Source organism: Streptomyces sp. NPDC088810 (assembly GCF_044750305.1).
Taxonomy (GTDB): domain Bacteria; phylum Actinomycetota; class Actinomycetes; order Streptomycetales; family Streptomycetaceae; genus Streptomyces.
The window spans coordinates 1,334,599-1,357,017 of sequence record NZ_JBIVJQ010000001.1 but is presented as its reverse complement, the minus strand read 5'-3'; the positions used below and the strand labels follow the sequence as shown (position 1 = coordinate 1,357,017).

The window sequence follows — 22,419 nt, the reverse complement described above, 5'->3', positions numbered from 1 at the left end:
GGGCAAACGACCGAAACTTTCGGCCGCCCCCCGCGGACGCACACCGATTGACGTCGCGCGCCCCACTGGTGACACTCCCAGAACGAACAGCACCCAACAGAAACCCTCACGCTCACACAGGACGGTCATGCGTCTCAGAACCCTGCTGGTCCCGCTCCTCGCACTCCTCCTCGCCCTGGTGGCCGCCCCGCCCGGCTCCGCCGACGCCGCCCGGTCCAAGTACGCCGGCTATCTGTTCGTCTACTTCACCGGCGAGGGCACGGCCGACGGCGAGCAGATCCGCTACGCGCTCAGCCAGGGCAACGACCCGCTGCACTGGCGGGAGCTGAACGGCGGGCAGCCGGTGCTGACCTCGACCATCGGGGAGAAGGGCCTGCGCGACCCGTTCGTGATCCGCTCCCCCAAGGGCGACAGGTTCTACCTCATCGCCACCGACCTGCGGATGTACCGCAACAGCAGCGGCAGCTGGGACTACGTCCAGCGGCACGGCAGCAAGTCGGTCATGGTGTGGGAGTCCACCGACCTGGTCCACTGGACCGACCAGCGGCTGGTGAAGGTGGCGCCCGACAGCGCGGGCAACACCTGGGCGCCGGAGGCCTACTGGGACAGCCGGCTGCACGAGTACGTGGTCTTCTGGGCGTCGAAGCTGTACGCCGCCGACGACCCGGACCACACCGGCTCCACCTACAACCGCATGCTCTACGCGACGACCAAGGACTTCCGCACCTTCAGCGCGCCCAAGGTCTGGGACGACCCCGGTTACTCGGTCATCGACTCGACGGTCATCAAGGACAAGGGGACGTACTACCGCTTCACCAAGGACGAGCGGGACCCGTCCTCCAGCTCGCCCTGCTCGAAGTTCATCACCGCGGAGAAGTCGCGGAACCTGACCGACTCGTCGTACGACTTCGTCGCCGACTGTGTCGGCAGCGGTGCCCTCGCGCGCGGCGAGGGGCCGACCGTCTTCAAGTCGAACACCGAGAAGAAGTGGTACCTGTTCATCGACGAGTACGGCCTGCGCGGGTACGTGCCGTTCGAGACCACCGACCTCGCCTCCGGCAAGTGGACGCAGTCCACCGACTACGCACTGCCCGCCAGCCCCCGTCACGGCACGGTGCTGCCGGTGACGGGGGCCGAGTACGAGCGGCTGCTCAGGACGTACGGATAGGGCTCAGCTGACGAAGTACGTCGGGTTCGGCAGCTTGTACGTGCGGTTCGCGTGACCGCCGTCCAGGTCCGAGTACTGGTCGCCGAAGTTGGCGATGATCTCGTAGCCCAGGTCGTCCTCGATGTGCTTGCGCGTCCCGGACTTGTACTGCACGGTCGTGCAGTTCCAGGTGCCGGGGACGGCGCAGTCCTTCAGGTAGGCCGGCGGGTTGGCCTTGTCCTTGAGGAACATGTGGTCGGCGTCGAGGTTCACATCGGCGCCGACCTTCTTCAGGTTCTCCACTGCGGCGGCGCGCTGGGCCTCGCTCAGACCGGAGTTGTAGAAGACCTCGACGCCCTTGGACTCGGCGTACCGGACCAGCTCCGGGCTGCCGAAGACGGCCGGGCGGTCGGCCTTGTTCACGTAGTCGTTCCACGTGGTGGAGTTGTACGTGTAGTTGGTGCGCTTCTCGTAGTCGAGGCTGAGCAGCAGCGTGTCGTCGATGTCGAAGACGACGGCCGGCTTCTCGCCCTTGTGCTGCGCCTTGCGGGCCGCCTTGTTTATGTAGCGCTTGGCGTCGGCGTCGATGTGCGCCAGGTCCTTGGCGTACGGGCTGTCCGGGGACGCCTGGTAGACGCCGTTGCTGTCGGCGGTGGTGCCGTAGTAGGTGTCGATGTCCTTCACCAGGAGCCCGATGTTGTACGGCTCGTGGGTGGAGTTCGCCGTCGACTGACCGGCGGTGGCCGCACCCGCGCCGTACAGCGCCGCACCGGCGACGACACAGGCGGCACCGGCCGCGACCGCCTTGAGGGACTTCCGCATGGATTCTCCGGATCTGGTGGATGAGAGTGATGTACCAGGTCACGGACTGTCTACGCGCATCACACACGCACGGCGAGCCCTGTTACCCGATCGATACGCACGCCGTGCCGCGCACTCACCCGGAGGATTGCCGTCCGATTACCTTCGCATGACGCTCCTTTGACGCGGCGGCCCTATCGTCGGATACCGCGACTGCGAACGGGGGTTCACCGGTGGGCGATGGCAAGGTGCCCGGCAAGGTCCTGGACATCAAGACCGCCGACATCAAGGCGGCGGCTCCGGCCTTCCATCAGGGCGCCATCGATCTGAGCAAGGCGCTGACCACGCTGATCCAGACCCTGGACGGCCTGGGTGAGCCCTGGGGCCACGACGAGCAGGGCGACAAGTTCGGCAACGCCTACAAGCCGCAGCAGAAGAAGATCGAGAGCGCGGCGGGCATCCTGGTGCTCGGTCTGACGAGCATTCACGAGGCCATGGTGGACCTCTCGGACGGGCACGTGGACAACGACAAGCTCATCGCCGGCATGTTCACCCAGGTGAAGACCCCCAAGCAGAGCGACGGTGCCGGTGAGCGTTGAGGACAAGGCCCGCCACATCCTTCTGAAGCTGGGTCTGTGGTGGCCCGAGGCCGACTCCGGCAAGCTGAGGGACGCGGCGAAGGCCTGGAGGGCCTTCGCCGATTCGGTGGACGACGTCCGCGCTCCCGTGCACCGCAGCGCGTCCTCGATCATCCACAACAACACCGGTGAGTCGATCGAGGCGTTCGACAAGTTCTGGGGCCGCTACGCCAAGGACCAGGACGGCGGCTGGCTGAGCGACCTCGCCAAGTCCTCGCGGGAGATGGCCAAGGCGCTGGAGAAGTTCGCCGACGCCATCGACGACGCGATCAACAAACTGTGGACGCAGATCGGCATCGACGCGGCCGTGATCGCGGGCGGGGTGGCGCTGGCCTTCTTCACCGCGGGCCTGGCCTCCGGGGCTGCCGTCGCGGCGGCGGACGCGGTCATCGAGTTCGGCGCCACGATGGGCATCGCGGTCTCCACGACCGTGGCCGAGATCGCCGCGGGCACCCTGGTCGCCGCCGCGTTCGGCGGGGTCGAGTCGGTCGCCGTGGACCTCGCCGTGGCCCAGCCGCTGAAGATGGCGACCGGTCTGCAGCACGGCTTCAGCCTGGACGAGGTCAACCAGGCCGCCAAGGACGGCATGATCTTCGGCGGCGCGCTCGGGGCGGGCGGCGGCGTGCTGAAGGCGAGCATGGAAGGCGGACTCGCCGACACCACCCCGCTGCTGCTGCGCCCGCCCTCGCTCCGCCCCGACCTGGTGGAACTGGGCCCGGCCGCCCGCAACGCCGAACGCACCCCCTGCGTGGGCGAGCCGATCGACGTGGCGACCGGCGCGATGCTGATGACGCAGACCGACCTGGCCCTGCCGGGCAGCCTGCCCCTGCATTTCACGCGCACCCACCTGTCCTCCTACCGGGGTGGCGTCTGCTTCGGCCCGACCTGGATCTCCACCCTGGACGAGTGCCTCCAGATCGACGGCGAGGGAGTCGTCTTCGCGGCGGCCGACGGTATGCGCCTGGTCTACCCGGTACCGGAACCCGGCGTCCCCACGATGCCGGCCAAGGGCCCGCGCTGGCCGTTGGAGTGGGACGGCAAGCCGGACGGTGCGATGACGGTCACCGACCCGGCGACCGGCGTGAGGCGTACCTTCGCCGCCCCCGTCCCCTCCCCGTCCTTCGGCGTCTTCCACCTGGCCCTGGACTCCTGGACCGACCGCAACGGCAACCGCATCGACGTCGAACGCGACAACGAGGGCCTTCCGTTCGGCCTCCGCCACTCCGGCGGCTACTACGTCGCCGTCGACACCCAGGGCCCCCGCATCACCGCCCTGCGCCTGCTGGACGAACCGCCGTCCCGCTACCGCCCCGGCACCGCGCCCGACGAGGGCACGGTGGTGATGCGCTACGGATACGACAGCGCCGGCAACCTCACCGAGGTCGTCAACTCCAGCGGCGAGCCCCTCCGTTTCACCTACGACGCCGAGGGCCGCGTCACCCGCTGGACCGACCGCAACGGCACCTGGTTCTCCTACGTCTACGACGACCGTGGCCGGGTGACCCGCACCGAGGGCGTCGACGGCATCCTCTCCGGGACGCTGACGTACGACGACGCGGAACGCACCACGACCTACACCGATTCCCAAGGCCATGTCTCGGTCCACCGGTACGACGCCAACGGGCTGGTGGTGGAGAAGACCGACCCGCTCGGCCACGTCACGCGCACGGAATGGGACGAGTACGGCGCCAAGCCCCTCGCCGTCACCGACCCACTGGGCCACACCACGCGCTACACCTACGACGACACCGGCAACCTCACCGGCCTCACCCTCCCCGATGGCGCGAAGGCCCATGCGGAGTACAACGCGCTCGGCCTGCCGACGAAAGTCGTCGAGCCGGGCGGGGCGATCTGGCGGCACACCTACGACGAGCGTGGCAACCTGCTCGTCACCACGGACCCGACCGGCGCCGAGACCCGGTATACGAACGACGCGGCGGGCCGCCCCACAGCGATCACGAACGCACTCGGGCACACCCGAACCGTGGCCTACGACGCGGCGGGCCTGCCCATCTCCCTGACGGATGAGCTGGGCCACACGACAACGATCCGCCGCGATACCTGCGGGCGGGTGATCGGGGTGACCGATCCGCTGGGCCACACCACACGCTTGGGCTGGACCATGGAGGGCAAGCCGTCCTGGCGGGAGCAGCCCGGTGGCAGCCGCGAGTCATGGACCTGGGATGCCGAGGGCAACCTGCTCGGTTACACGGATGCGGCGGGCAACACGACCCACCACACGGCCACTCGTTTCGACGTCCCCGCCACCCGGTCGGAGCCGGACGGCGGGCACTACGCGTTCTCGTACGACACGGAACTGCGGCTGACAGGCGTCACCAACCCGGAGGGCCGGACCTGGTCGTACACCTACGATGAAGCCGGCCGCCTGGTGGCCGAGACGGACTTCAACGGCCGCACGCTGACGTACACGCACGACGCGGCGGGTCGGCTGGTTTCGCGTACCAACGGAGCCGGGGAGACGTTGAGCTTCGTCCGGGACGCGGCGGGCCGTGTCGTGGAGCAGCGAGCCGGCACCGGTGAGACGACGACTTTCCAGTACGGAGCGGACGGACTGCTTGCCCGGGCGGTCAACCGAGACGCCGAGGTGACCTTCGCCAGGGACGCTCTCGGGCGCACTCTCACAGAAGCGGTCGACGGCCGGGTCATGGCTTACGCCTATGACCCCCTGGGCCGCTGCGTCCGCCGCGAGACTCCCTCCGGACTGGCCTCACGGTGGACATATGATGCCGCCGGGCGGCCCTCGGAACTTCGCTCGGACGCGGGATCCCTGACCTTCACCCATGATGCGGCGGGACACGAGACGGAGCGCCGTCTCGGCTCCGATGTCCTGCTGACCCAGACGTGGGACGCTGCAGGCCGTCTGGTCCTCCAGTCCCTCACCGCCGGTTCAGCCGATGCGCAGAGCCTTCTTCAACACCGCGTCTACGCCTACCGCGGCGACGGCTATCTGACGGAGATCCGCGAGCTCACCACAGGTACCCGGCGTTTCGACCTGGATGCGACGGGCCGCGTGACGGGCGTACGCGCCCACGGCTGGTCGGAGACATATGCCTACGATCAAGTCGGCAACTTGGTGCAGGCAACGGCACCCGGTCACGACTCCGCCGGGGAACGCGATTTCAACGGCACCCTCGTACGCCGTGCGGGTGGCACCACCTATCAGCACGACGCCCAGGGACGCCTGGTCCGCAGAATCCGCAAGCTGCTCAACGGACAGACCCGGACCTGGACGTACGTCTGGGACGCCGAGGACCGCCTCGTCGAGGCCGGCACGCCGGATGGCGAACGGTGGAGGTACGCATACGATCCGCTCGGGCGCCGCCTGCGCAAGTACCGCCTGACGGAGGACGGATCGCAGGCCGATCGCACCGACTTCTCCTGGGACGACACCAGGTTGGCGGAGCAAACCGCCCCGGACGGCAAGGTGACCACCTGGGACTACGAGCCCGGCACCCACCGGCCGATCGCCCAGACCGATCACCGGCGCTCAGCCGTCGGACGGGACGCCTCGATCCTCGCCCGGCTGGCAGAGGAGTCGGCACCCGGCCACGCGACCGTGTTCCAAGCAGTCGTGACGGATGCCGTCGGCACGCCCACCGAGCTCGTCACCGGCGAGGGCGAGACGACATGGCAGAGCCGCACGACTCTGTGGGGCACCCCCCTCGCCGGCCTGGCCGAGTCCTCCACCGCCGACTGTCCGCTGCGCTTCCCAGGTCAGTACGCCGACGCCGAGACCGGCCTGCGGTACAACTACTTCCGCTACTACGACCCCGAGACGGCCTGCTACCTCAGCCAGGACCCCTTGGGTCTCAAACCGGGCCCCAACCCCTCGGCGTACATCCGCCATCCCGGGACCTGGTCGGACCCGCTGGGTCTGTACGGATGTGAGCTGGAGGACCTCGGGGGCGGTTGGTACCGCTCACCCGAAGGACTGGACTACGGTCCGGGGTCTGCCGAGGGCCACCGCATCACCCACGTCATGCAGCACACCCGTGAGAACCCCGCGAAACCCGCTCACGGAGTCTTCGACACGGGCGACAAGGGCGTGCTGGAAACGGTCGACGAAGCATGGGGCCGGCGCGCTATGGCGGTGTCGGTCAACCAGCAGGGCGCTCGTTCCACATACATCATCCCGATGGGCCGGCAGGTGGGTTACAACCCCGGAGAAGAATATGTTTCGATCACCGTCGAACACGGCAACGAAGTGATCACGGCCTTCCCGAGGAGCTGGAACTGATGGACAAGGTCGCCTGCGCGCACTGCGGCCAGGACTGGGTGCGCTGCTACGAGCGCAAGGACACGGGTCAGAAGTTCTTTCTCTGCCCCGAGTGCGAATCCGTCTGGGACCTGGAGGACGACCTTCGCGAGGACACAGACATGTATCTGAGCGAGTACCTTCTGACCGGGGACCCCGCGAAGGACTGGGAGATCATCACTCCGTGCGGCTGAGGGTGGGGGCGCTGACGATGGAAGACACCGAGCACGCTGCCATGCCTGCCCTGATCCGGTGGTGGCCATGAAGCCTCTCGAACGGAACTCCCCGATCCGGACCTCGTCACCGTGTCGGTGCGGTGAGACACCGCGTGCGTGCGCGGTGAGGCGGAGAGGACTGCGGGCATGAGATTCGTCGAGGCCCACTGGCACGGCTCCGGATTCTTCGTGGACCCGTCCGCCTACCTGGCCGAACTTCCTCGCCTGCGCGGCGTACTCCCGCCGGGTGCCTGGGCCTTCGTCTCGGAGCCGGGGCACTACGACATCCCCCGCGCCGACCGATGCGTCAAGGACCTGGAGCTGGCCGGGATCCGTCCGGCGACCGACAAGAGCGGGCGGCTGGTGCTGGAGTTCGCACCGAACCGGTTCAAGCACGAATCGGGGCTGCGTCTCAGCTATACGGGGGTGCGGCACTTCTCCATCGACTACGCGCATTCCATCGACTGGATGGCAGTCGACACGGTGCTCCTCGACGAGATCCTCCCGGATGAGGACGGCGGCTGTGTGCACGAGATCGCGCTGACCGATGCCAGGATCACGGTCCGCTGTCAGGATCTGGAGGCGGTATGGGGCGGCGCGGGGTGATGCCGGCCGGTCAGCGGGGGTTCCAGTCGCCGAGGCAGGCCGCCGGGGTGAGCTGGGGGCGGTGGGCGGGGACGCTGATCACCGCACCGGGACCGGTGTTGCGGTACTCCGCGAAGCGCATCTCTCGTACGACGGCACCCACGGCCGGGCCAGCTTGTACGCCCCGTCCTCCGCTCCGGAGGTGAACCGGCAGCGGACGGCGAGCATGCCGTGCGGGTCGGCCCGGGCGGTGGAGGGCGCGGACACCATGCCCTCGGGGGTGAAGCCCACGTCCCGCGGGAGGGTGTGGAAGCGGCAGTGGTCGAACACCGCCGTCGCCCGGCCGAAGACGAAGTCGACGTCTCCCTCGATGTGGCAGTGCCGGAAGTACTGCCGGTCGAAGGCGCCCAGGGCCGTGGTGTCCGTGAACAGGGTGTCCTGGTGGGCCAGGAACCGGACGTTCTCGGCACGGGTGCGGTCGCCGGTGAGACAGGCGGCGACGGCCTGGGTGCCGGTGATGTCGGGGTGGTCGGCGCGCAGCCAGTCGTTGGCGAGGGTGAGGTCGCGCAGGGTCAGTCCGGGGGCGGCCGAGCTGAAGGTGGCCGAGCCGGGCGGTGCCGTAGGTGCCCGAACCGTCCGGTTTCGGCGAGCCGTTGGCGTTGTCGTACACGATGACCACGTCCCGGGGGTCGCCCGTGACCCCGCGCAGGGTCAGCTCCGCTGTCGAGGCGGGTACGTCGACGACCTCGCGGTACGTCCCCGGGTGCAGCAGGAGTGTCCAGCCGTGACCGGTGACGGCGTCCACGGCGGCCTGCACGGAGTCGCCGGGGCGGATGTGCAGGACCCGGCGGTGGTCGCGGGCGAAGGCGTCCGGGGTGCCGAGCGCCAGCGCGCCGCCGGCGAGGCCCCGAGGAGGGTGCGTCTGCGGAGCATCAGCCCTCCTTCCACGGCGTCCAGTCGCCGAGCCAGTCCGCCCTGGTCGCCGAGGCGGCCTGCTCGTCGGTCAGCTGGGGGCGGTTCTCCGGGACGGTGACGGCGGCGCCGGGGCCGGTGTCGCGGTACTCGGCGAAGCGCTGGTCCTGCCAGGGGTGGGCCGCCGACATGTTCGTGTAGGGGGCGTCCGCGTCGATGCCGGGGCCGAGCCAGGTGTCGCGGACGGTGAGCATGGGGCGGGCGGTGGGGTCGGAGCCGGGAACCCAGGGTCGGGCCAGCTTGTAGGAGGCGTCCGGGGCCTCGCTGCTGACACGGCTGCGGGTGACCAGGTAGCCGCGCGGGTTGGCGGCGGCCGTGGAGGGCGCGAAGACGAAGCCGTAGGGCGCCGCGGCCAGGTCGGTCCGGTTCAGGGTGCGGAAGTGGCAGTGCTCGTACACGGCGGCGGCCCGCCCGAAGACGAAGTCGACGTCTCCCTCGGCGTAGCAGTGCGCGTAGTACTGGCGGGCGAAGACGCCGAGGGCCGTGGAGTCGGCGTACAGGGTGTCCTGGTGGCCGAGGAAGCGGCAGTGCAGGAAGGCGCTGCGGTCGCCCTGGGCCTTCAGGGCGACGGCCTGGGTGCCGCTGATGTCCGGGTGGTCGGCGCGCAGCCAGTCGTTGGCGAAGGTGATCCAGCGGGCGGTGAACCCGTCGGCCTGCACGGTGGTCGTCGCCGAGCCGCTGGTGCCGTAGGTGCCGCCGCCGGGCTTGGGGGTGCCGGCCGCGTTGTCGTACACGATCACGACGTCCCGGGGGTTCTCGGAGGCGCCGATCCAGGTCATCTCCGTACGGCCGGCGTCGACGGCGACCGTCTCCCGGTAGCTGCCGGGGGCGATCACCAGGGTCCGGCCGCTGCCGGTGGCCGCGGTGACCGCGGCACGCACGGAGGTGAAGTCGCCGCGGCCGTGCGGGTCGACGTACAGGGTGCCCGGGGTGAGGCGGCGGGCCGGGGAGCCGTAGCGGCCGAACGGGCGGGTGCGGGCGAATGCCGGGGCGGACGCCAGGGCGGGCGCGGCGGCGGCCCCGGCGCTCGCGGTGAGGAATCCCCGTCTGGAGAGGGGCACGGCTGTACTCCTTCGGGTGAAGAGGGGGCCGGGGTCCGGCCCCCTCGTGTCAGCGCAGGTGTCCGGCGCCCGCGCAGTGGTCGACGAGGCCGGGGACAGCCTGCGGCCGGTCGACCCTGGTCCGCAGGACGGGCGTCCACCCGGCGCCGGACTGGAGGATCTCGCCGGGCACGTCCGCGTTGTGGACGGCGATGAGGTCCGTCGGCCGGCCGTTGACGTAGTTGTCGCCGGCGGTGACCGGTGCCTCCTTCCATTTCTTCAGCACCGAGCCGGCCCGGACGCCGTCGGGCAGGGTGAACGCGTTGTGCTCGGCGACCAGCTGGGACTCCATGCCGATCCCGTAGCTGTAGGAGTAGCCGTCGCCGGCCACGAAGTGGTTGTTGTACGAGTCGACCTGACCGAAGCGGACGCGCGGGGCCCGCTCGACCAGGTTGCGGAACAGGTTGTGGTGGAAGGTGACCTTCAGGTGCCCGCGGTCGACGGCGGCCGTGGAGGCGCCGTCGCTGTTGCCGACGAGGATCGTCTTGTCGTGGTCCTCGAAGACGTTCCAGGAGGCGGTGACGTAGTCGGCGCCCTTGACGACGTCCAGCTCGCCGTCGTGCTGTTCGTAGATCCGGCCGTAGTACGACGGCAGGGTGCTGTCCGGGTGCTCCCCGTCGGTGAAGGTGTTGTGGTCCATCCACACATGGGTCGAGCCGTAGACGACGGCGCTGTCGTACTCGGAGTTCCAGTTGCCGTCGGCGGTGTCGGTCGGGTCCCACTGCGGGAAGCAGTCCAGGGGGCTCTCGAAGGCCAGGTTGCGGACGATGACGTTGTCGACGCCCTTGATCTGCAGGCTGGCGCCCTTGAAGCCGGCGTTCCGGCCGACGCCGATGATGGTGGTGTTGGCCGGGACGTTCGCCTTGACGAAGGCGTCCTGCTGGGCGGCGGAGGCGCGGCGCAGGCCCTCGGGGCTGTTGCCGGGCTCGCCGTCGAGGTTCTTGGTACGGCCCCACACCGCCGGGTCGTAGGTCTTCAGATAGGTGGCGAAGTCGTACCCGGGCACGGCGAACGAGTCGCAGCCCGGCCCGTCGGCGTCGATCGTGCCCTTGACCCGGACGATCTTCGGCGCGCTGCCGCCGTCGGCCAGGGCGGCCTTGAACTGCTCCCAGGTGGTGACGGTGTACACGTGCGCGGGGTCAGCGGCGGCTCCGCCGGTCGTGCCGCTGCCGTACGCCGCCCAGCCGTCCTTGGCGGGCAGCACCTGCCGGTCGGGGCCGGTCCGGTGGACGGACTGCGCGGACGCGGTACCGGTGACGGCGAGGACGAGGGCCGTGCTGCCCACCAGGGCGCTCATGATTCGTCCATGACATTTCTGTGTACGCACTGTGCGGCTCTCCTCCGTGACGAAGCTCAGGATGCGGGTGCGGGCGGCCAGGTGATCCAGGACGCCGGGACGTCCTCGTGCAGCCGTACGACGTCGGGCCGGGCCAGCACCCGGGTGCGCAGCAGCTCCTGCGCCACCAGCCGGGCCACGGCAATGGCGCCCGGCGGGTTGAAGTGCGTGTTGTCCTGCTCGGTGGCGGTCCAGTTGAAGTAGGTCTTCGTCTCCTCCGCCCCGAGCCGCTGCCACAGCGCGAGCGACAGCGCCTCGATGTCGAGCAGCGGGACCTTCTGCTGACCGGCCAGCGCCCGCATGGCCGCCGGGTAGTCGCCGTGGGTCGGCTGGGCGTTGCCGTCGGCGTCGAATCTGCGACGCTCCACGGGGGTGGCGAGGACAGGCCGGGCTCCGCGGGACCGGGCCCCGTCGATGTACAGCCGCAGGTACTGCTGGTACGTCGTCCACGGCTCGGTGTACCGGGCGGGATCGGTGGCCTTCTCGTCGTTGTGCGCGAACTGGACGACCAGCAGGTCGCCGGGGCGGATGTCCGCGAGGATCGCGTCCAGCCTTCCCTCGTCCACGAAGCTCTTCGAACTCCGGCCGTTCACGGCGTGGTTGGCGACCTTCACCTCCGTGCGGAGGAAGAAGGGAACCGCCATTCCCCACCCGGTCTCGGGAGCGGCGTCGGCGTATTTCTGTGCGGCGGTGGAATCGCCGGCGATATGGAGCGTGCGGGATGTACGACGGGAACGTCCGGCCAGAGGAACGGCAGCGAGTGCAGCGGACGTGACCTGTCTACGCGTGAGGGACACGATCGGTGCCTTTCCGACGCAGGGGAACTCTCAGGGGGGCGCGGGGAACTGCGCTACCGGCCACAACGGGCCCGCAGTTCCCCGCGAACGGAAACCACCCGAGCTGTCAGTGGTTCTTCTTCCAGTCGGCCTGCGCAGCGTTGAGCTGGTCGGCCAGCGTGTCCAGGAACTCCTTCGCGCTCATCTTCCCGAGCAGCACCTTCTGGAAGTTCGGCTCGTTGTCGGCCTTGGAGATCGTGTTCCAGTCGGGCAGGTAGTAAGGCAACTGAACGATCTTCGTGTCGCCCCCGTTCAGCGCCTCGGCCGCCAGCTTCGTCGGCTCGGCCTGCTGGATCCACGCGTCCTTGGCCGCGTCGGTGTTCGCCGGGACCTGCCCCGCCGCCTCGTTGAACTTGGAGTTCTCCTTGGCCGAGACGGCGAACTCGATGAACTTCCAGGCGGCCGCCTTGTTCTTGCTCGACCTGAACAGGCTGAGACCGTCCACCGGGTTGGAGACCTGCACCCGGGTGCCGTCGTCCAGCGTGGGGTTCGGAATGCCCCGGAACCTGTCCTTGCCGAGCGCCTTCAAGTGGTCCTGGTACGAGCCCAGGTTGTGGCTCAGCATGCCGATCGTGCCGCTGTCCCACTGGGCGACCATCTTGGTGAAGTCGTTGTTCACGTCGGCGGACGGGGTGTCCTTCTTGTAGAGCGCGACGTACTTCTCGAGAGCGGCCACGTTCTTGGGGTCGTTGACGGTGGTCTTGTCGCCGTTCCAGAACGACGTGATCCCGGTCTGGCCGTACACCGCGTCCAGGGCCGGCGCGATGGCGCCCTCGCCGCCGCGGATGGTGAAGCCGAACTGGTTCCTGCCCTTGTTCGTGAGCTTGTCGGCGGCCTCGTAGAACTTCGGCCAGGTGGCCGGCGCGTCCAGGCCGGCCTTCTCGAACAGGTCGGTCCGGTACCACAGCGTGCCGTTGTTCGCGGAGGTCGGCACCTGGTACAGCGTGTCCCCGCCGCCCGCCGCCTTGCTGACGTCGATCAGGTTCCGGCTCAGCTTTCCGTTGAGCGAGCTCTTCGCCAGCCGGCCGTCCAGCGGCTCCAGCGCGCCCTGGGCCCCGACCTCGGCGAGCATCGCGGTGCCCACACCGCCGACGTCCGGCAGGCCGCCGCCCTGGATGGCGGTGTCGTACTTGGACTGGGCGCTGGCCGCCGGGATGCCGACGTACTTGACCTTGATGTCCGGGTACTCGTTCTCGAAGTCGGCGATGATCTGCTTCCAGATGTCGGTGCGGACACCGCCGTTGTTGTCCCAGAAGGTGATCGTGCCCTTGCCGGAACCCTCGTTCCCCTCCTCCCCCGCGCTGCCGCTGCCGTCGTCGCCGCAGGCGGTGGCGGTCAGCGCGAGGACGGAGCCCAGGGCGACGGCCAGGGCGGCGCGCCTGCTTCTGCGGATGCGGATGCTGCTTGTCATGGTCGGCTCTCTTCTTCTGGATCCAACGGTGATGCGGCTGTGGGGGGAAGGCTTCAGCGGCCGATCCGCTGCTGCGGGCCGGAGAAGTGCCCTTCGGGAACTTCGGGACCGGGGACTCCGGGTCCGGGGACTCCGGGTCCGGGGACTCCGGGTCCGGGGGCTACAGATGCGGGGGGTGCAGGTCCGGGGGCCCCGGGTCCGGTGACTTCAAGGGCGTGATCCGGAACCGGGTGAACGTCGCGGCCCCCGCGGACCCCGGTCCCTCCGGTGCGACGGCGAACAGGCCGAGCAGGGCGCCGACCCAGCGCCAGGGCGTGGCCGCGAAGACGGGCCCGGACGGGCGCAGGCCGCCCCCGACGTCGTACCGGAAACGGCAGCGCGCCCCGGCCCCGGCCTCGATCCGCAGCCGCGCCCGTCCCCCGGGCGCCGGGCAGGCCACCCCGGCGTCGCGCTCCCGGTCGGCGACCGCCTCCGCGAACCGGTGCACGAGCCGGACCGTCCCGTCGGCCCCGCGCTCCAGACCGATCCACGAGAAGGCGTCCCCGAGCACCACGAGCCCCGCCCGCGCGCCCGGCTCGGTGCCGTCCAGCCGCAGCTCGACCTCGACCGCGCTCGGCCGGCCGGGCAGCCGCTGGGTGAGGACGTTCGGCAGTTTCCGCGGGTCGTGGGCGTCGGCCGAGCGGACGCAGGTCAGCCGCAGCCCGTCGCCGGAGTGCTGGGTGGCCCAGCCGTCGCCCGGGTTGGCGGTCCACTGCCACTGCCGGCCGTACCGGCCGCCGGGGAAGTCGTCGTCGGTGGCGGGCGCGGCGGGCGGCTGCGGCGGGAGGTCCGGCCGCCGGTGTACGGCGACGGGGGCGCCCTCGTCGCCGAGGACCGGCCAGCCGTCCGGGCCCCAGCGCATCGGCTGGAGGTGGACGACCCGGCCGTGGGCGCCGCGCTGCTGGAAGTGCAGGAACCAGTCCTCGCCGGCCGCGGTGCGCACCCAGCCGCCCTGGTGCGGCCCGTTGACGTCGGTGTCCCCCTGCTCCAGGACGATCCGTTCCTCGTACGGGCCGAAGAAGCCGCGCGAGCGGAACGCGCCCTGCCAGCCGGTCTCCACTCCCCCGGCGGGCGCGAGGATCCAGAACCAGCCGTCGTGCCGGTAGAGCTTGGGCCCTTCCAGAGTGAACCAGCCGGGGATGCGGTCCCCGTCGACGATCACCTTGCCCTCGTCGAGCAGCGAGGTGCCGTCGGGGTGCATCCGGTGGCCGGTGAGGCGGTTCTTGACGCCGGAGCGGGACCTGGCCCAGGCGTGCACGAGGTAGGCCTCGCCGGTCTCGTCGTCCCACAGCGGGCACGGGTCGATCAGGCCCTTGCCCGCCTTGACCAGGTGCGGGCGGGTCCAGGGGCCCCTGACCTCGGGCGCGTTGACCTGGAGGATCCCGTGGTCCGGGTCGCCCCAGAAGATCCAGAAGCGGTCGTCGTGGTGGCGGATGGACGGCGCCCAGACCCCGCAGTCGTGCCGGGGCCGGGCGAACTCCTCCGCCGGTTCCAGGCGTTCCAGGGCGTGGCCGACGAGCGTCCAGTCGACCAGGTTCCGCGAGTGCAGCAGGGGCAGTCCGGGGGCGCGGCCGAAGCTGGAGGCGGTGAGGTAGAAGTCGTCGCCGACGCGGACGACGTCCGGGTCGGACCAGTCGGCGTTCAGAACCGGGTTGGTGTAGGTGCTCACTGGGCCACCGCCTTGCGGACCAGGGCCGCCGCCTCGTTCCGGGCCAGGGCGCCGTCGGCGACGACCGTGACGATCCGGCGTACGACGGTCCCGCCGGGCGCGACGGTCAGCCGCCCGGAGTGCGCCAGGGAGGACCCCACTCCCGGGTACTCGGCGGCCCGGACGAACCACGGGTCCCGGCGGGTGTCCTCGGTGGCCCCGGCGAAGACCAGCGTCCAGCCTCCCCCGCCCTCGGCTCCGCTCGAGTGCGGGGACCCCCGTCCGGCCAGCGCCAGCCAGTCGGCGCGGGTGCCGTGCACCCCGGCCTCGCCGTCCCGGTCGGCGGTGAACACCTCCGGTGCGGCCGCCTCCTTGCGGGCCCGCCAGAAGAAGCCGCCGTAGGCCGCGCCGGGCCGGCCGTTGGTGGCGGGGCTGCCGATCGACAGTGGCGCTGCGGTGACGTTGGTGAGGGAGAAGGTGAAGTCCAGCGCCCACGCCCGGTCGGTGAGTCCGGTGGCCGCGACGGTACGGCGCTCGCGCAGCAGCTCTGCGCCGGCGGCGACCCAGCGCAACTCCTCCACGAAGCCGTCGGGGTCGCGGAGCTGGAAACCGGTGTGCCGCTGGGCGCCGTGGTTGTCGAGTTCGGTCGGACCCCGGTCGCGGACGAAGGTCCGGCCGCCCCAGAAGTTGTGCCCCTCGACGTCGGGAACGGCGACACCGACGCCGAGGTGGTGTGCGTGGTCGGCGGGGCTCACTTCGGTGACCGCCGTGCCGGCCAGGGTGGTGACGGGGTGCAGGAAGGGGCGCGGGGCGAGCCGGGCGGGCAGTTCCGGCCGGGTGACGTAGCGGCCGACCGGGCGGCCCGCGACCCGCAGCACCAGGCTGTCGGAGGAGGTCATCGGGTGCTCACCTCGTTCGGCAGGGCCCAGGAGGCGCCCAGTTCGGAGTAGAGGGCGAGGGTGTCGGCGGCCGCGGCGACCAGGCCGTCGACGCCGGGCACGATCCGGCGGTGTTCGGCGGGCAGCAGCCGCCAGGCGTGCTCGGGCAGCGGCGCCGGGTCGGGGGCGGTCCGAACGGCCTCGACGACCCGCATGAAGGCGCCGGTCTCGTCCGGCGGGACCAGCAGCGCGGTGCCGCCGTCCAGGTGGTCGACGAGGTTCTCCAGCAGGTCCGTGCGGCCGTACTCGGTCTCCTCCGGGCCGTGGCCGGTGCGCTGGAGCAGCACCCGGTCCTGCTTGTACCAGAAGGTGATCCGGCCGCTGCTGCCGTGCACCACCAGGTAGGGCTCCCCGGGGTGTTCGGCGCACAGGGTCGCCGCGACCGTGACCGGTCCGTGCGGGGTGCGGACGCGGACGCAGGAGGTGTCGTCGGACTCGATGGCGTTGGCGCGCAGCAGCTCGGTCTCGATGCCGGTGACGTCCTCGGCGCGGGTGGCACCGAGCAGCGCGAGACCGGTGGCGACGGCGTGTGCGAGGGGGTTGGTGAGGACCCCGTCGACCACGTCGGCGCCGTTCAGCCGGCGCCGGCCCGCCCAGGGCGCCCGCCGGTAGTAGGCCTCGCCCCGGGCCCAGGCCCCGGCCCCGCCGACCCCGACCACCTCGCCGATCGCGCCCTCGGCGACGAGCCGCCGGATGGCGGGCAGCGCGTGCGAGCCGAGTGACTGGAAGCCGATCTGGCAGGCCACCCCGGCCTGCGCGACCCCGTCGGCCATGCGGCGGAACTCGGCGTAGGAGGGCGCGGGCGGCTTCTCCAGCAGCAGGTGCACCCCGCGCGCGGCGGCGGTGAGGGCCAGGTCGGTGTGGGTGGGGATCGGGGTGCAGACGAGGGCGATCCGGGCGCCGGTGGCGTCCAGGAGCGCGCCGAGGTCGGCGGACTGCTCGGGCGTGCCGAGTCCGTCGGGGATCTCCGCCTCGGTCAGCGGGGTCAGTTCGCAGATCCCGGCCAGCCGTACGAGTCCCGCGGCCTGGAGCCGGCGGATGTTGGCCAGGTGCCAGCGGCCGTGGCCGCGGGCGCCCGCGAGGACGACGGGTACGCTCACGGGAGCCTCCCCGCGCCCACGCCGCGCGCCACCCCGCGGTCGGCCACCGCGGCGCTGTCGGTCTTCCCTTGCGGGGTGGGCGTCCAGCCGACGCCGGCCGTCAGGTCGCGCCGGCCCGGCAGCGCTGCCGTGAGGGTTGCACGCAGTCTCATCCCTTCACCGCCCCCGCGCTGAACCCGGTGATCAGCCACTTCTGGATGAAGGCGAACACGATCACCACCGGTACGGCCGCGATGATGCCGCCGGCCGCCAGGGCGCCCAGGTCGACGCTGTCCGAGCTCATCAGGGTGTTCAGGCCGACCGGGATGGTCTGCTTGCTCTGGTCGGACAGGAACATCAGGGCGAACAGGAAGTGGTTCCAGGCGTGCACGAAGGCGAAGGAGCCGACGGCGATCAGCCCGGGCCGCAGCAGCGGCAGCACGACGATCCGGAAGGCGGTGAACCGGTTGCAGCCGTCCACCCAGGCGGCCTCCTCCAGGGAGTACGGCACGTTCCGGATGAACCCGCTGATCAGGATCATCGACAGCGGCAGCTGGAAGACGGTCTCGGCGATGATGACACTGCCCAGGGAGTTGATCATCGACAGCTTGGCGAAGATCTGGAACAGCGGCACCAGCAGCAGCGCGCCCGGCACGAACTGGGAGCACAGCAGGGCCAGCATGAAGCCGCGCTTGAGCCGGAAGTCGAAGCGGGCGAGCGCGTAGCCGCCGGCCAGGGCGACCACGGTGGTCAGCACCAGGGTGGCGAGGCCGACGTAGACGCTGTTGGCGAAGTAGGTGCCGAAGGTGCGCTCGGTCCACACCTTCTCGAAGTGCTCGAAGGTCATCGGCCAGGGCACCAGCGAGGTGGAGCCGGCCGGGCGGAGCGCGAAGAGCAGGATCCAGTAGAACGGGATCAGGGTGAAGAGGAGGTAGACGGTCAAGGGGACGTAGATCTGCCAGCGCGGGACCTCGTCCCAGGCGCGGCGCTTCCCGCCGGGCCGGACGGGCTCGTCCGCGACCCGCTCGGGTGCGGGAGCGATCTCGGTGATCACTTGGAGTCGCCTCCGAACTTGCTCAGCCGCAGATAGACGATCGAGCAGAAGAGCAGGATCACGAACGCCACCGTGGTCAGTGCGGAGGCGTAGCCGAAGTTGTGGGCGTCGACGCTGGTGTTGGCGATGTAGAGGGGCAGGGTCGTGGTCTCCCCGGCGGGCCCGCCGCCCGTCAGCGTGTACAGCAGGTCGACGTTGTTGAACTCCCACACCGCGCGCAGCAGCGTGGACAGGACGATGGCGTCCTTCAGGTGGGGCAGGGTGATGTGCCAGAACTGCTTGAGCCGGCTCGCCCCGTCGACCTCGGCGGCCTCGTACAGGTCCCGGGAGACGGACTGGAGGTCGGCGAGGATGAGGATCGCGAAGAACGGCACCCCGCGCCACAGGTCGGCGGCCACCGCGGCCGGGAACACGGTGGAGGTGTCCGACAGCCAGCTGGCGCCGTAGGAGCCGATGCCCGCGTCCGCCAGGTAACGGGTGATGCCCGTCTGGGAGTTGTACAGCAGCACCCAGATCGCGGAGGTCAGCACGCCCGAGACGGCCCAGGGCGAGAAGACGAGCGCGCGGCCCAGTGCCCGCCCGACGAAGGTCTGGTTGACGATGAGCGCCAGCGCCAGGCCGAAGAGCAGCTGCAGCCCGACCTCCACCACGACCCACTTGGCGCTGAAGGTCAGCGTGTCCCAGAACTGGGGGTCGTGGGCGAAGGCCTGGGTGAAGTTGTCGAGGCCCGCGAAACCGTTCCGCCACGGCTTGGTGGGGTTGTAGTTCTGCAGGCTGTAGTAGAAGACGCTGAGCACCGGGTAGGCGATGAAGCCCAGCATCAGCAGGCCCGCCGGGGCGATCAGCAGGTACGGCAGCCTGCGCGGGGTCGCGGAGGCACGGCGCCGCCGGGGTGGCGCGGGCGGTTTCGCCACGGCTGCGGCTTGGGCCATGACTGTTCTCCGTTTCGCAGTGGGGCGGTCACAACGGGCGCAGGAAGCGCTTGCTGCATGGACATGCGTGAGTTTCGGTACTGCGGGGGGCGTCAGCCGGCGTACGGGTCCGGCACCGTGCCCGGGCGGGCCAGGAACTCGAAGTCGCAGCCGGTGTCGGCCTGGGTGATCTGCTCGTTGTAGAGGGCGCCGTAGCCGCGCTCGTACCGGGCCGGCGGCGGGGTCCACCCGGCCCGCCTGCGGTCCAGCTCCGCGTCGTCCACGTGGAGATGGAGGCTGCGGGCCTCGACGTCCAGGGTGATGAGGTCCCCGGTGCGCACCAGGGCCAGCGGGCCGCCGACGTACGACTCCGGGGCGACGTGCAGGACGCAGGCGCCGTAACTCGTGCCGCTCATGCGGGCGTCGGAGATCCGGACCATGTCCCGCACGCCCTGCTTGAGCAGGTGGTCCGGGATCGGCAGCATGCCGTACTCGGGCATGCCCGGGCCGCCCTTGGGGCCGGCGTTGCGCAGCACCAGGACGTGGTCGGCGGTGATGCCGAGCGCCGGGTCGTTGATGGTGCGCTGCATGGTCCGGTAGTCGTCGAAGACGACGGCCGGACCGGTGTGCTTGAGCAGGTGGGGCTCGGCGGCGATGTGCTTGATGACCGCGCCGTCCGGGCACAGGTTGCCGCGCAGTACGGCGACCCCGCCCTCGCTCGCGACCGGGTTCTCCCGGGTGCGGATGACGTCGTCGTGGTGCACCCGGGCGCCCTGGAGCTGCTCGCGCAGGGTGTCGTGCGACACCGTCGGCCGGTCCAGGTGGAGCAGGTCGGTGATCCGGGAGAGGAAGCCGGGCAGGCCGCCGGCGAAGTGGAAGTCCTCCATCAGGTACGTCCGGCCGCCGGGGCGGACGTTGGCGAGGACCGGGACCGTGCGGGCGATGCGGTCGAAGTCGTCCAGGGTGAGCCGGACGCCCGCCCGGCCGGCCATGGCGATCAGGTGGATCACGGCGTTGGTGGAGCCGCCGAGCCCGAGCACGGTGGTGACCGCGTCCTCGAAGGCCTCGGGGTTGAGGATGTCGGACAGCGTGCGGTCCCGGTGGACCAGTTCGACGGCGGTCAGGCCCGCCCGCGCCGCCATCCGGTCGTGCCCGGAGTCCACCGCCGGGATGCTGGACGCCCCCGGCACGGTCACCCCGAGCGCCTCGGCCGCGGCGGTGAGCGTGGAGGCCGTGCCCATCGTCATGCAGTGGCCCGGCGAGCGGGCCAGGCCGCTCTCCAGCTCGGCCATCTCGCAGTCGCCGATGAGGCCGGCCCGCTTGTCGTCCCAGTACTTCCACATGTCGGTGCCGGAGCCGAGGACCTCGCCGCGCCAGTGGCCCGGCAGCATGGGGCCGGCCGGTACGAAGACGGCGGGCAGGCCGACGGAGGCGGCGCCCATCAGCAGCGCGGGCGTGGACTTGTCGCAGCCTCCCATCAGCACCGCGCCGTCGACCGGGTAGGAGCGCAGCAGCTCCTCGGTCTCCATGGCGAGCAGGTTGCGGTAGAGCATGGGGGTCGGCTTCTGGAAGGTCTCGCTCAGGGTGGAGACCGGGAACTCCAGCGGGAAGCCGCCCGCCTGCCACACCCCGCGCTTGACGGCCTGGGCGCGGTCGCGGAGGTGGACGTGGCAGGGGTTGATGTCGGACCAGGTGTTGAGGATCGCGATGACCGGCTTGCCGAGGTGCTCCTCGGGCAGGTAGCCGAGCTGGCGGGTGCGGGCGCGGTGGCTGAAGGAGCGGAGCCCGTCGGTGCCGTACCACTGGTGGCTGCGCAGGTCCTCGGGCTTCTTGCGGGGTGCGTTCATATGGACCACCCGGCGGCGATGGCGGCGACCTCGGCGCGCTCGTCCTCGGGCAGCGGCCTGCTCGGCGGGCGGACGTCCCGGCGGCACAGGCCGAGTGCGGCGAGGGCCTCCTTGACGACGGTGACGTTGTTGGCGTTGCCGTGCGCGGCGCGCAGGTCCTCGAAGCGGCGGATCTGCTCCCACACCTTCATGGCGGCCGGGTAGTCGCCGGCGCGCAGCGCTTCGATCATGTTGAGCGAGACGGCCGGGGCGACGTTCACCAGTCCGGAGGTGAAGCCGCTGGCGCCGGCGGAGAAGTAGGAGGGGGCGTACGGTTCGGCGAGGCCGGCGACCCAGACGAAGCGCTCCAGGCCCGCGTCCCGGGCGAAGGCGGCGAACCGGGCGGCGTCCGGGACGGCGTACTTGACGCCGATGACGTTCGGGCAGTGGTCGGCGAGTTCGGCGAGCCGGGCCCCGGGCAGCTGGGCGTTGCGCAGGTAGGGCACCACGCCCAGGTCGGGGACGGCCTCGGCGATGGCGCGGTGGTAGTCGACCCAGCCGGCCGCCGACACGTACGGGTGCACCGGCTGGTGGACCATGACCATGGCGGCGCCGAGGTCACGGGCGTGCCGGGCGGAGGCGATCGCGGTGGGCAGGTCGTGCCCGACGCCGACCAGCAGGGTGGCGCGGTCGCCGGCCTCCTCGACGGTCAGCTCGGTGACGAGGCGGCGCTCTTCGGGGGTGAGGGCGTAGAACTCGCCGGTGTTGCCGTTGGGGGTGAGGGTGGTGATCCCGCCGTCGAGCACGCGACGCAGCAGGGCCCGGTGGGCGTCCTGGTCGACGGAGCCGTCCTCGGCGAAGGGGGTCACCGGGATGGCCACCACGTCGGCCAGGGCCGCCCGTTGGGTCTCGAACGTCACGCTGCTCATTTCTGACCTTCCTCAGGGAGGGGCTCGGGGAACGCACGGCGTACGAAGGACGCGATGTGGGCGCGCAGGGCGTGTGCGGCGCCGTCCGCGTCGCCGTCCAGCGCGAGCCGCAGGATCTCACGGTGCTCGGCGGCCTCCCGGTCCCAGGAGGGGTCGGCGGACCAGGCGACGGCGGAGACGAGGGCGGCCTGGTCGCGGACCTCGTCCAGCATCCGGCCGAGCAGCGGGTTGCCGCACGGCAGGTAGAGGGCGCGGTGGAACTCCCGGTTGGCGAGGGAGCGTTCGGCGGTGTCGGTGGCGGTGTCGGCGCGGGTGAGCGCGTCCCGGGCGGCGTCGAGGGAGGCGCCTCGGGCGACGGCCCGGCGCAGCGCCTCGGGTTCGAGCAGCAGCCGCACGTCGTAGACCTCGCGCGCCATGTCCGCGTCCACCATGCGCACCGTGACGCCCTTGTACTGGCTCATCACGACCAGCCCGGTCCCGGCGAGCGTCTTCAGCGCCTCCCGCACCGGGGTCTTGGACACCCCGAACTGCGCGGCCAGTTCCGTCTCGACCAGGGGCTGACCGGGCGTCAGCTGCCCGGTGAGGATGCGGTGTTTGATCGCGTCGAGCACGTACTGCGTGCGGGACGGGATCGGGGTGGGCACAGAGGTCATGCGGCCCTCTCGGATCTCACATATC

At 70.9% G+C, this 22,419-nt stretch carries 18 protein-coding genes and 2 pseudogenes; 5 read left to right on the top strand and 15 right to left on the bottom strand.

Annotated features, from left to right (window positions below; genetic code table 11):
* Positions 1-127: 127 nt before the first annotated feature.
* Positions 128-1,162 (top strand): annotated as a pseudogene (locus ACIP4Y_RS06235) (glycoside hydrolase family 43 protein); the annotation flags it as partial.
* A gap of 9 nt (positions 1,163-1,171) precedes the next feature.
* On the opposite strand, the gene ACIP4Y_RS06230 reads toward ACIP4Y_RS06235, so the two are convergent.
* On the bottom strand, positions 1,172-1,969 hold the full coding sequence (locus ACIP4Y_RS06230; RefSeq protein ID WP_401388342.1) for an HAD family acid phosphatase: 798 nt from the start codon (positions 1,967-1,969) through the stop codon (positions 1,172-1,174).
* 212 nt (positions 1,970-2,181) lie between these two features.
* Between ACIP4Y_RS06230 and ACIP4Y_RS06225 the strand changes: the two genes are divergently transcribed.
* From ACIP4Y_RS06225 to ACIP4Y_RS06210, 4 genes are all read left to right on the top strand, one after another.
* Positions 2,182-2,547: a hypothetical protein gene (locus ACIP4Y_RS06225; RefSeq protein ID WP_401388339.1), complete on the top strand. Its 366-nt coding sequence runs from the start codon at positions 2,182-2,184 to the stop codon at positions 2,545-2,547.
* Positions 2,531-6,844 (top strand): DUF6531 domain-containing protein, encoded by a 4,314-nt coding sequence (locus ACIP4Y_RS06220; RefSeq protein ID WP_401388336.1) that lies wholly within the window; start codon positions 2,531-2,533, stop codon positions 6,842-6,844. The genes ACIP4Y_RS06225 and ACIP4Y_RS06220 overlap by 17 nt, the downstream gene beginning before the upstream one ends.
* Entirely contained in the window at positions 6,844-7,056 is a 213-nt protein-coding gene (locus tag ACIP4Y_RS06215; protein ID WP_358646298.1) for a hypothetical protein, read from the top strand. The genes ACIP4Y_RS06220 and ACIP4Y_RS06215 overlap by 1 nt, the downstream gene beginning before the upstream one ends.
* A gap of 168 nt (positions 7,057-7,224) precedes the next feature.
* Positions 7,225-7,683 carry a hypothetical protein gene (locus tag ACIP4Y_RS06210; RefSeq protein WP_358646296.1) on the top strand — a complete coding sequence of 153 codons (459 nt, stop codon included), beginning with the start codon at positions 7,225-7,227 and terminating at the stop codon, positions 7,681-7,683.
* Positions 7,684-7,693: 10 nt separating this feature from the next.
* Here the strand turns inward: ACIP4Y_RS06210 and ACIP4Y_RS06205 are convergent.
* The 14 genes and pseudogenes from ACIP4Y_RS06205 to ACIP4Y_RS06140 all read right to left on the bottom strand — a co-directional run bounded on the left by ACIP4Y_RS06205 (position 7,694) and on the right by ACIP4Y_RS06140 (position 22,394).
* Positions 7,694-8,595: pseudogene (locus tag ACIP4Y_RS06205) on the bottom strand (pectinesterase family protein).
* Complete coding sequence (locus ACIP4Y_RS06200; protein WP_401388332.1) at positions 8,595-9,695, bottom strand: pectinesterase family protein; 1,101 nt, start codon at positions 9,693-9,695, stop codon at positions 8,595-8,597. The pseudogene ACIP4Y_RS06205 and the gene ACIP4Y_RS06200 overlap by 1 nt, the downstream one beginning before the upstream one ends.
* A gap of 49 nt (positions 9,696-9,744) precedes the next feature.
* The gene (locus tag ACIP4Y_RS06195; RefSeq protein ID WP_401388329.1) at positions 9,745-11,031 is read right to left on the bottom strand and encodes a polysaccharide lyase family 1 protein; all 1,287 of its coding nucleotides are present in this window, start codon (positions 11,029-11,031) and stop codon (positions 9,745-9,747) included.
* A 56-nt stretch (positions 11,032-11,087) separates the two neighbouring features.
* On the bottom strand, positions 11,088-11,867 hold the full coding sequence (locus ACIP4Y_RS06190; protein ID WP_401388326.1) for a rhamnogalacturonan acetylesterase: 780 nt from the start codon (positions 11,865-11,867) through the stop codon (positions 11,088-11,090).
* A gap of 106 nt (positions 11,868-11,973) precedes the next feature.
* Positions 11,974-13,317, bottom strand: a complete 1,344-nt coding sequence (locus ACIP4Y_RS06185; RefSeq protein ID WP_401388323.1) for an ABC transporter substrate-binding protein — start codon at positions 13,315-13,317, stop codon at positions 11,974-11,976.
* Between the two features lie 160 nt (positions 13,318-13,477).
* Positions 13,478-15,025, bottom strand: coding sequence for a family 43 glycosylhydrolase (locus ACIP4Y_RS06180; RefSeq protein WP_401388320.1), 1,548 nt, complete (start codon positions 15,023-15,025; stop codon positions 13,478-13,480).
* Positions 15,022-15,903 (bottom strand): PmoA family protein, encoded by an 882-nt coding sequence (locus tag ACIP4Y_RS06175; protein WP_401388317.1) that lies wholly within the window; start codon positions 15,901-15,903, stop codon positions 15,022-15,024. The genes ACIP4Y_RS06180 and ACIP4Y_RS06175 overlap by 4 nt, the downstream gene beginning before the upstream one ends.
* A complete protein-coding gene (locus ACIP4Y_RS06170) occupies positions 15,900-17,042 on the bottom strand; it encodes a Gfo/Idh/MocA family protein (RefSeq protein WP_401388314.1) in 1,143 nt (380 codons plus the stop codon). The genes ACIP4Y_RS06175 and ACIP4Y_RS06170 overlap by 4 nt, the downstream gene beginning before the upstream one ends.
* Positions 17,039-17,194, bottom strand: a complete 156-nt coding sequence (locus tag ACIP4Y_RS06165) for a hypothetical protein (RefSeq protein ID WP_401388311.1) — start codon at positions 17,192-17,194, stop codon at positions 17,039-17,041. Before ACIP4Y_RS06165 ends, ACIP4Y_RS06170 begins: the two co-directional genes overlap by 4 nt.
* Entirely contained in the window at positions 17,191-18,075 is an 885-nt protein-coding gene (locus tag ACIP4Y_RS06160; protein ID WP_401388308.1) for a carbohydrate ABC transporter permease, read from the bottom strand. Before ACIP4Y_RS06160 ends, ACIP4Y_RS06165 begins: the two co-directional genes overlap by 4 nt.
* Positions 18,072-19,007 (bottom strand): carbohydrate ABC transporter permease, encoded by a 936-nt coding sequence (locus tag ACIP4Y_RS06155; RefSeq protein ID WP_401388305.1) that lies wholly within the window; start codon positions 19,005-19,007, stop codon positions 18,072-18,074. The genes ACIP4Y_RS06160 and ACIP4Y_RS06155 overlap by 4 nt, the downstream gene beginning before the upstream one ends.
* A gap of 92 nt (positions 19,008-19,099) precedes the next feature.
* Complete coding sequence (gene araD, locus ACIP4Y_RS06150) at positions 19,100-20,833, bottom strand: L-arabinonate dehydratase (protein ID WP_401388302.1); 1,734 nt, start codon at positions 20,831-20,833, stop codon at positions 19,100-19,102.
* Entirely contained in the window at positions 20,830-21,741 is a 912-nt protein-coding gene (locus ACIP4Y_RS06145) for a dihydrodipicolinate synthase family protein (protein ID WP_401388299.1), read from the bottom strand. The genes araD and ACIP4Y_RS06145 overlap by 4 nt, the downstream gene beginning before the upstream one ends.
* Positions 21,738-22,394, bottom strand: coding sequence for a GntR family transcriptional regulator (locus tag ACIP4Y_RS06140; RefSeq protein ID WP_401388296.1), 657 nt, complete (start codon positions 22,392-22,394; stop codon positions 21,738-21,740). The genes ACIP4Y_RS06145 and ACIP4Y_RS06140 overlap by 4 nt, the downstream gene beginning before the upstream one ends.
* Positions 22,395-22,419 lie beyond the last annotated feature (25 nt).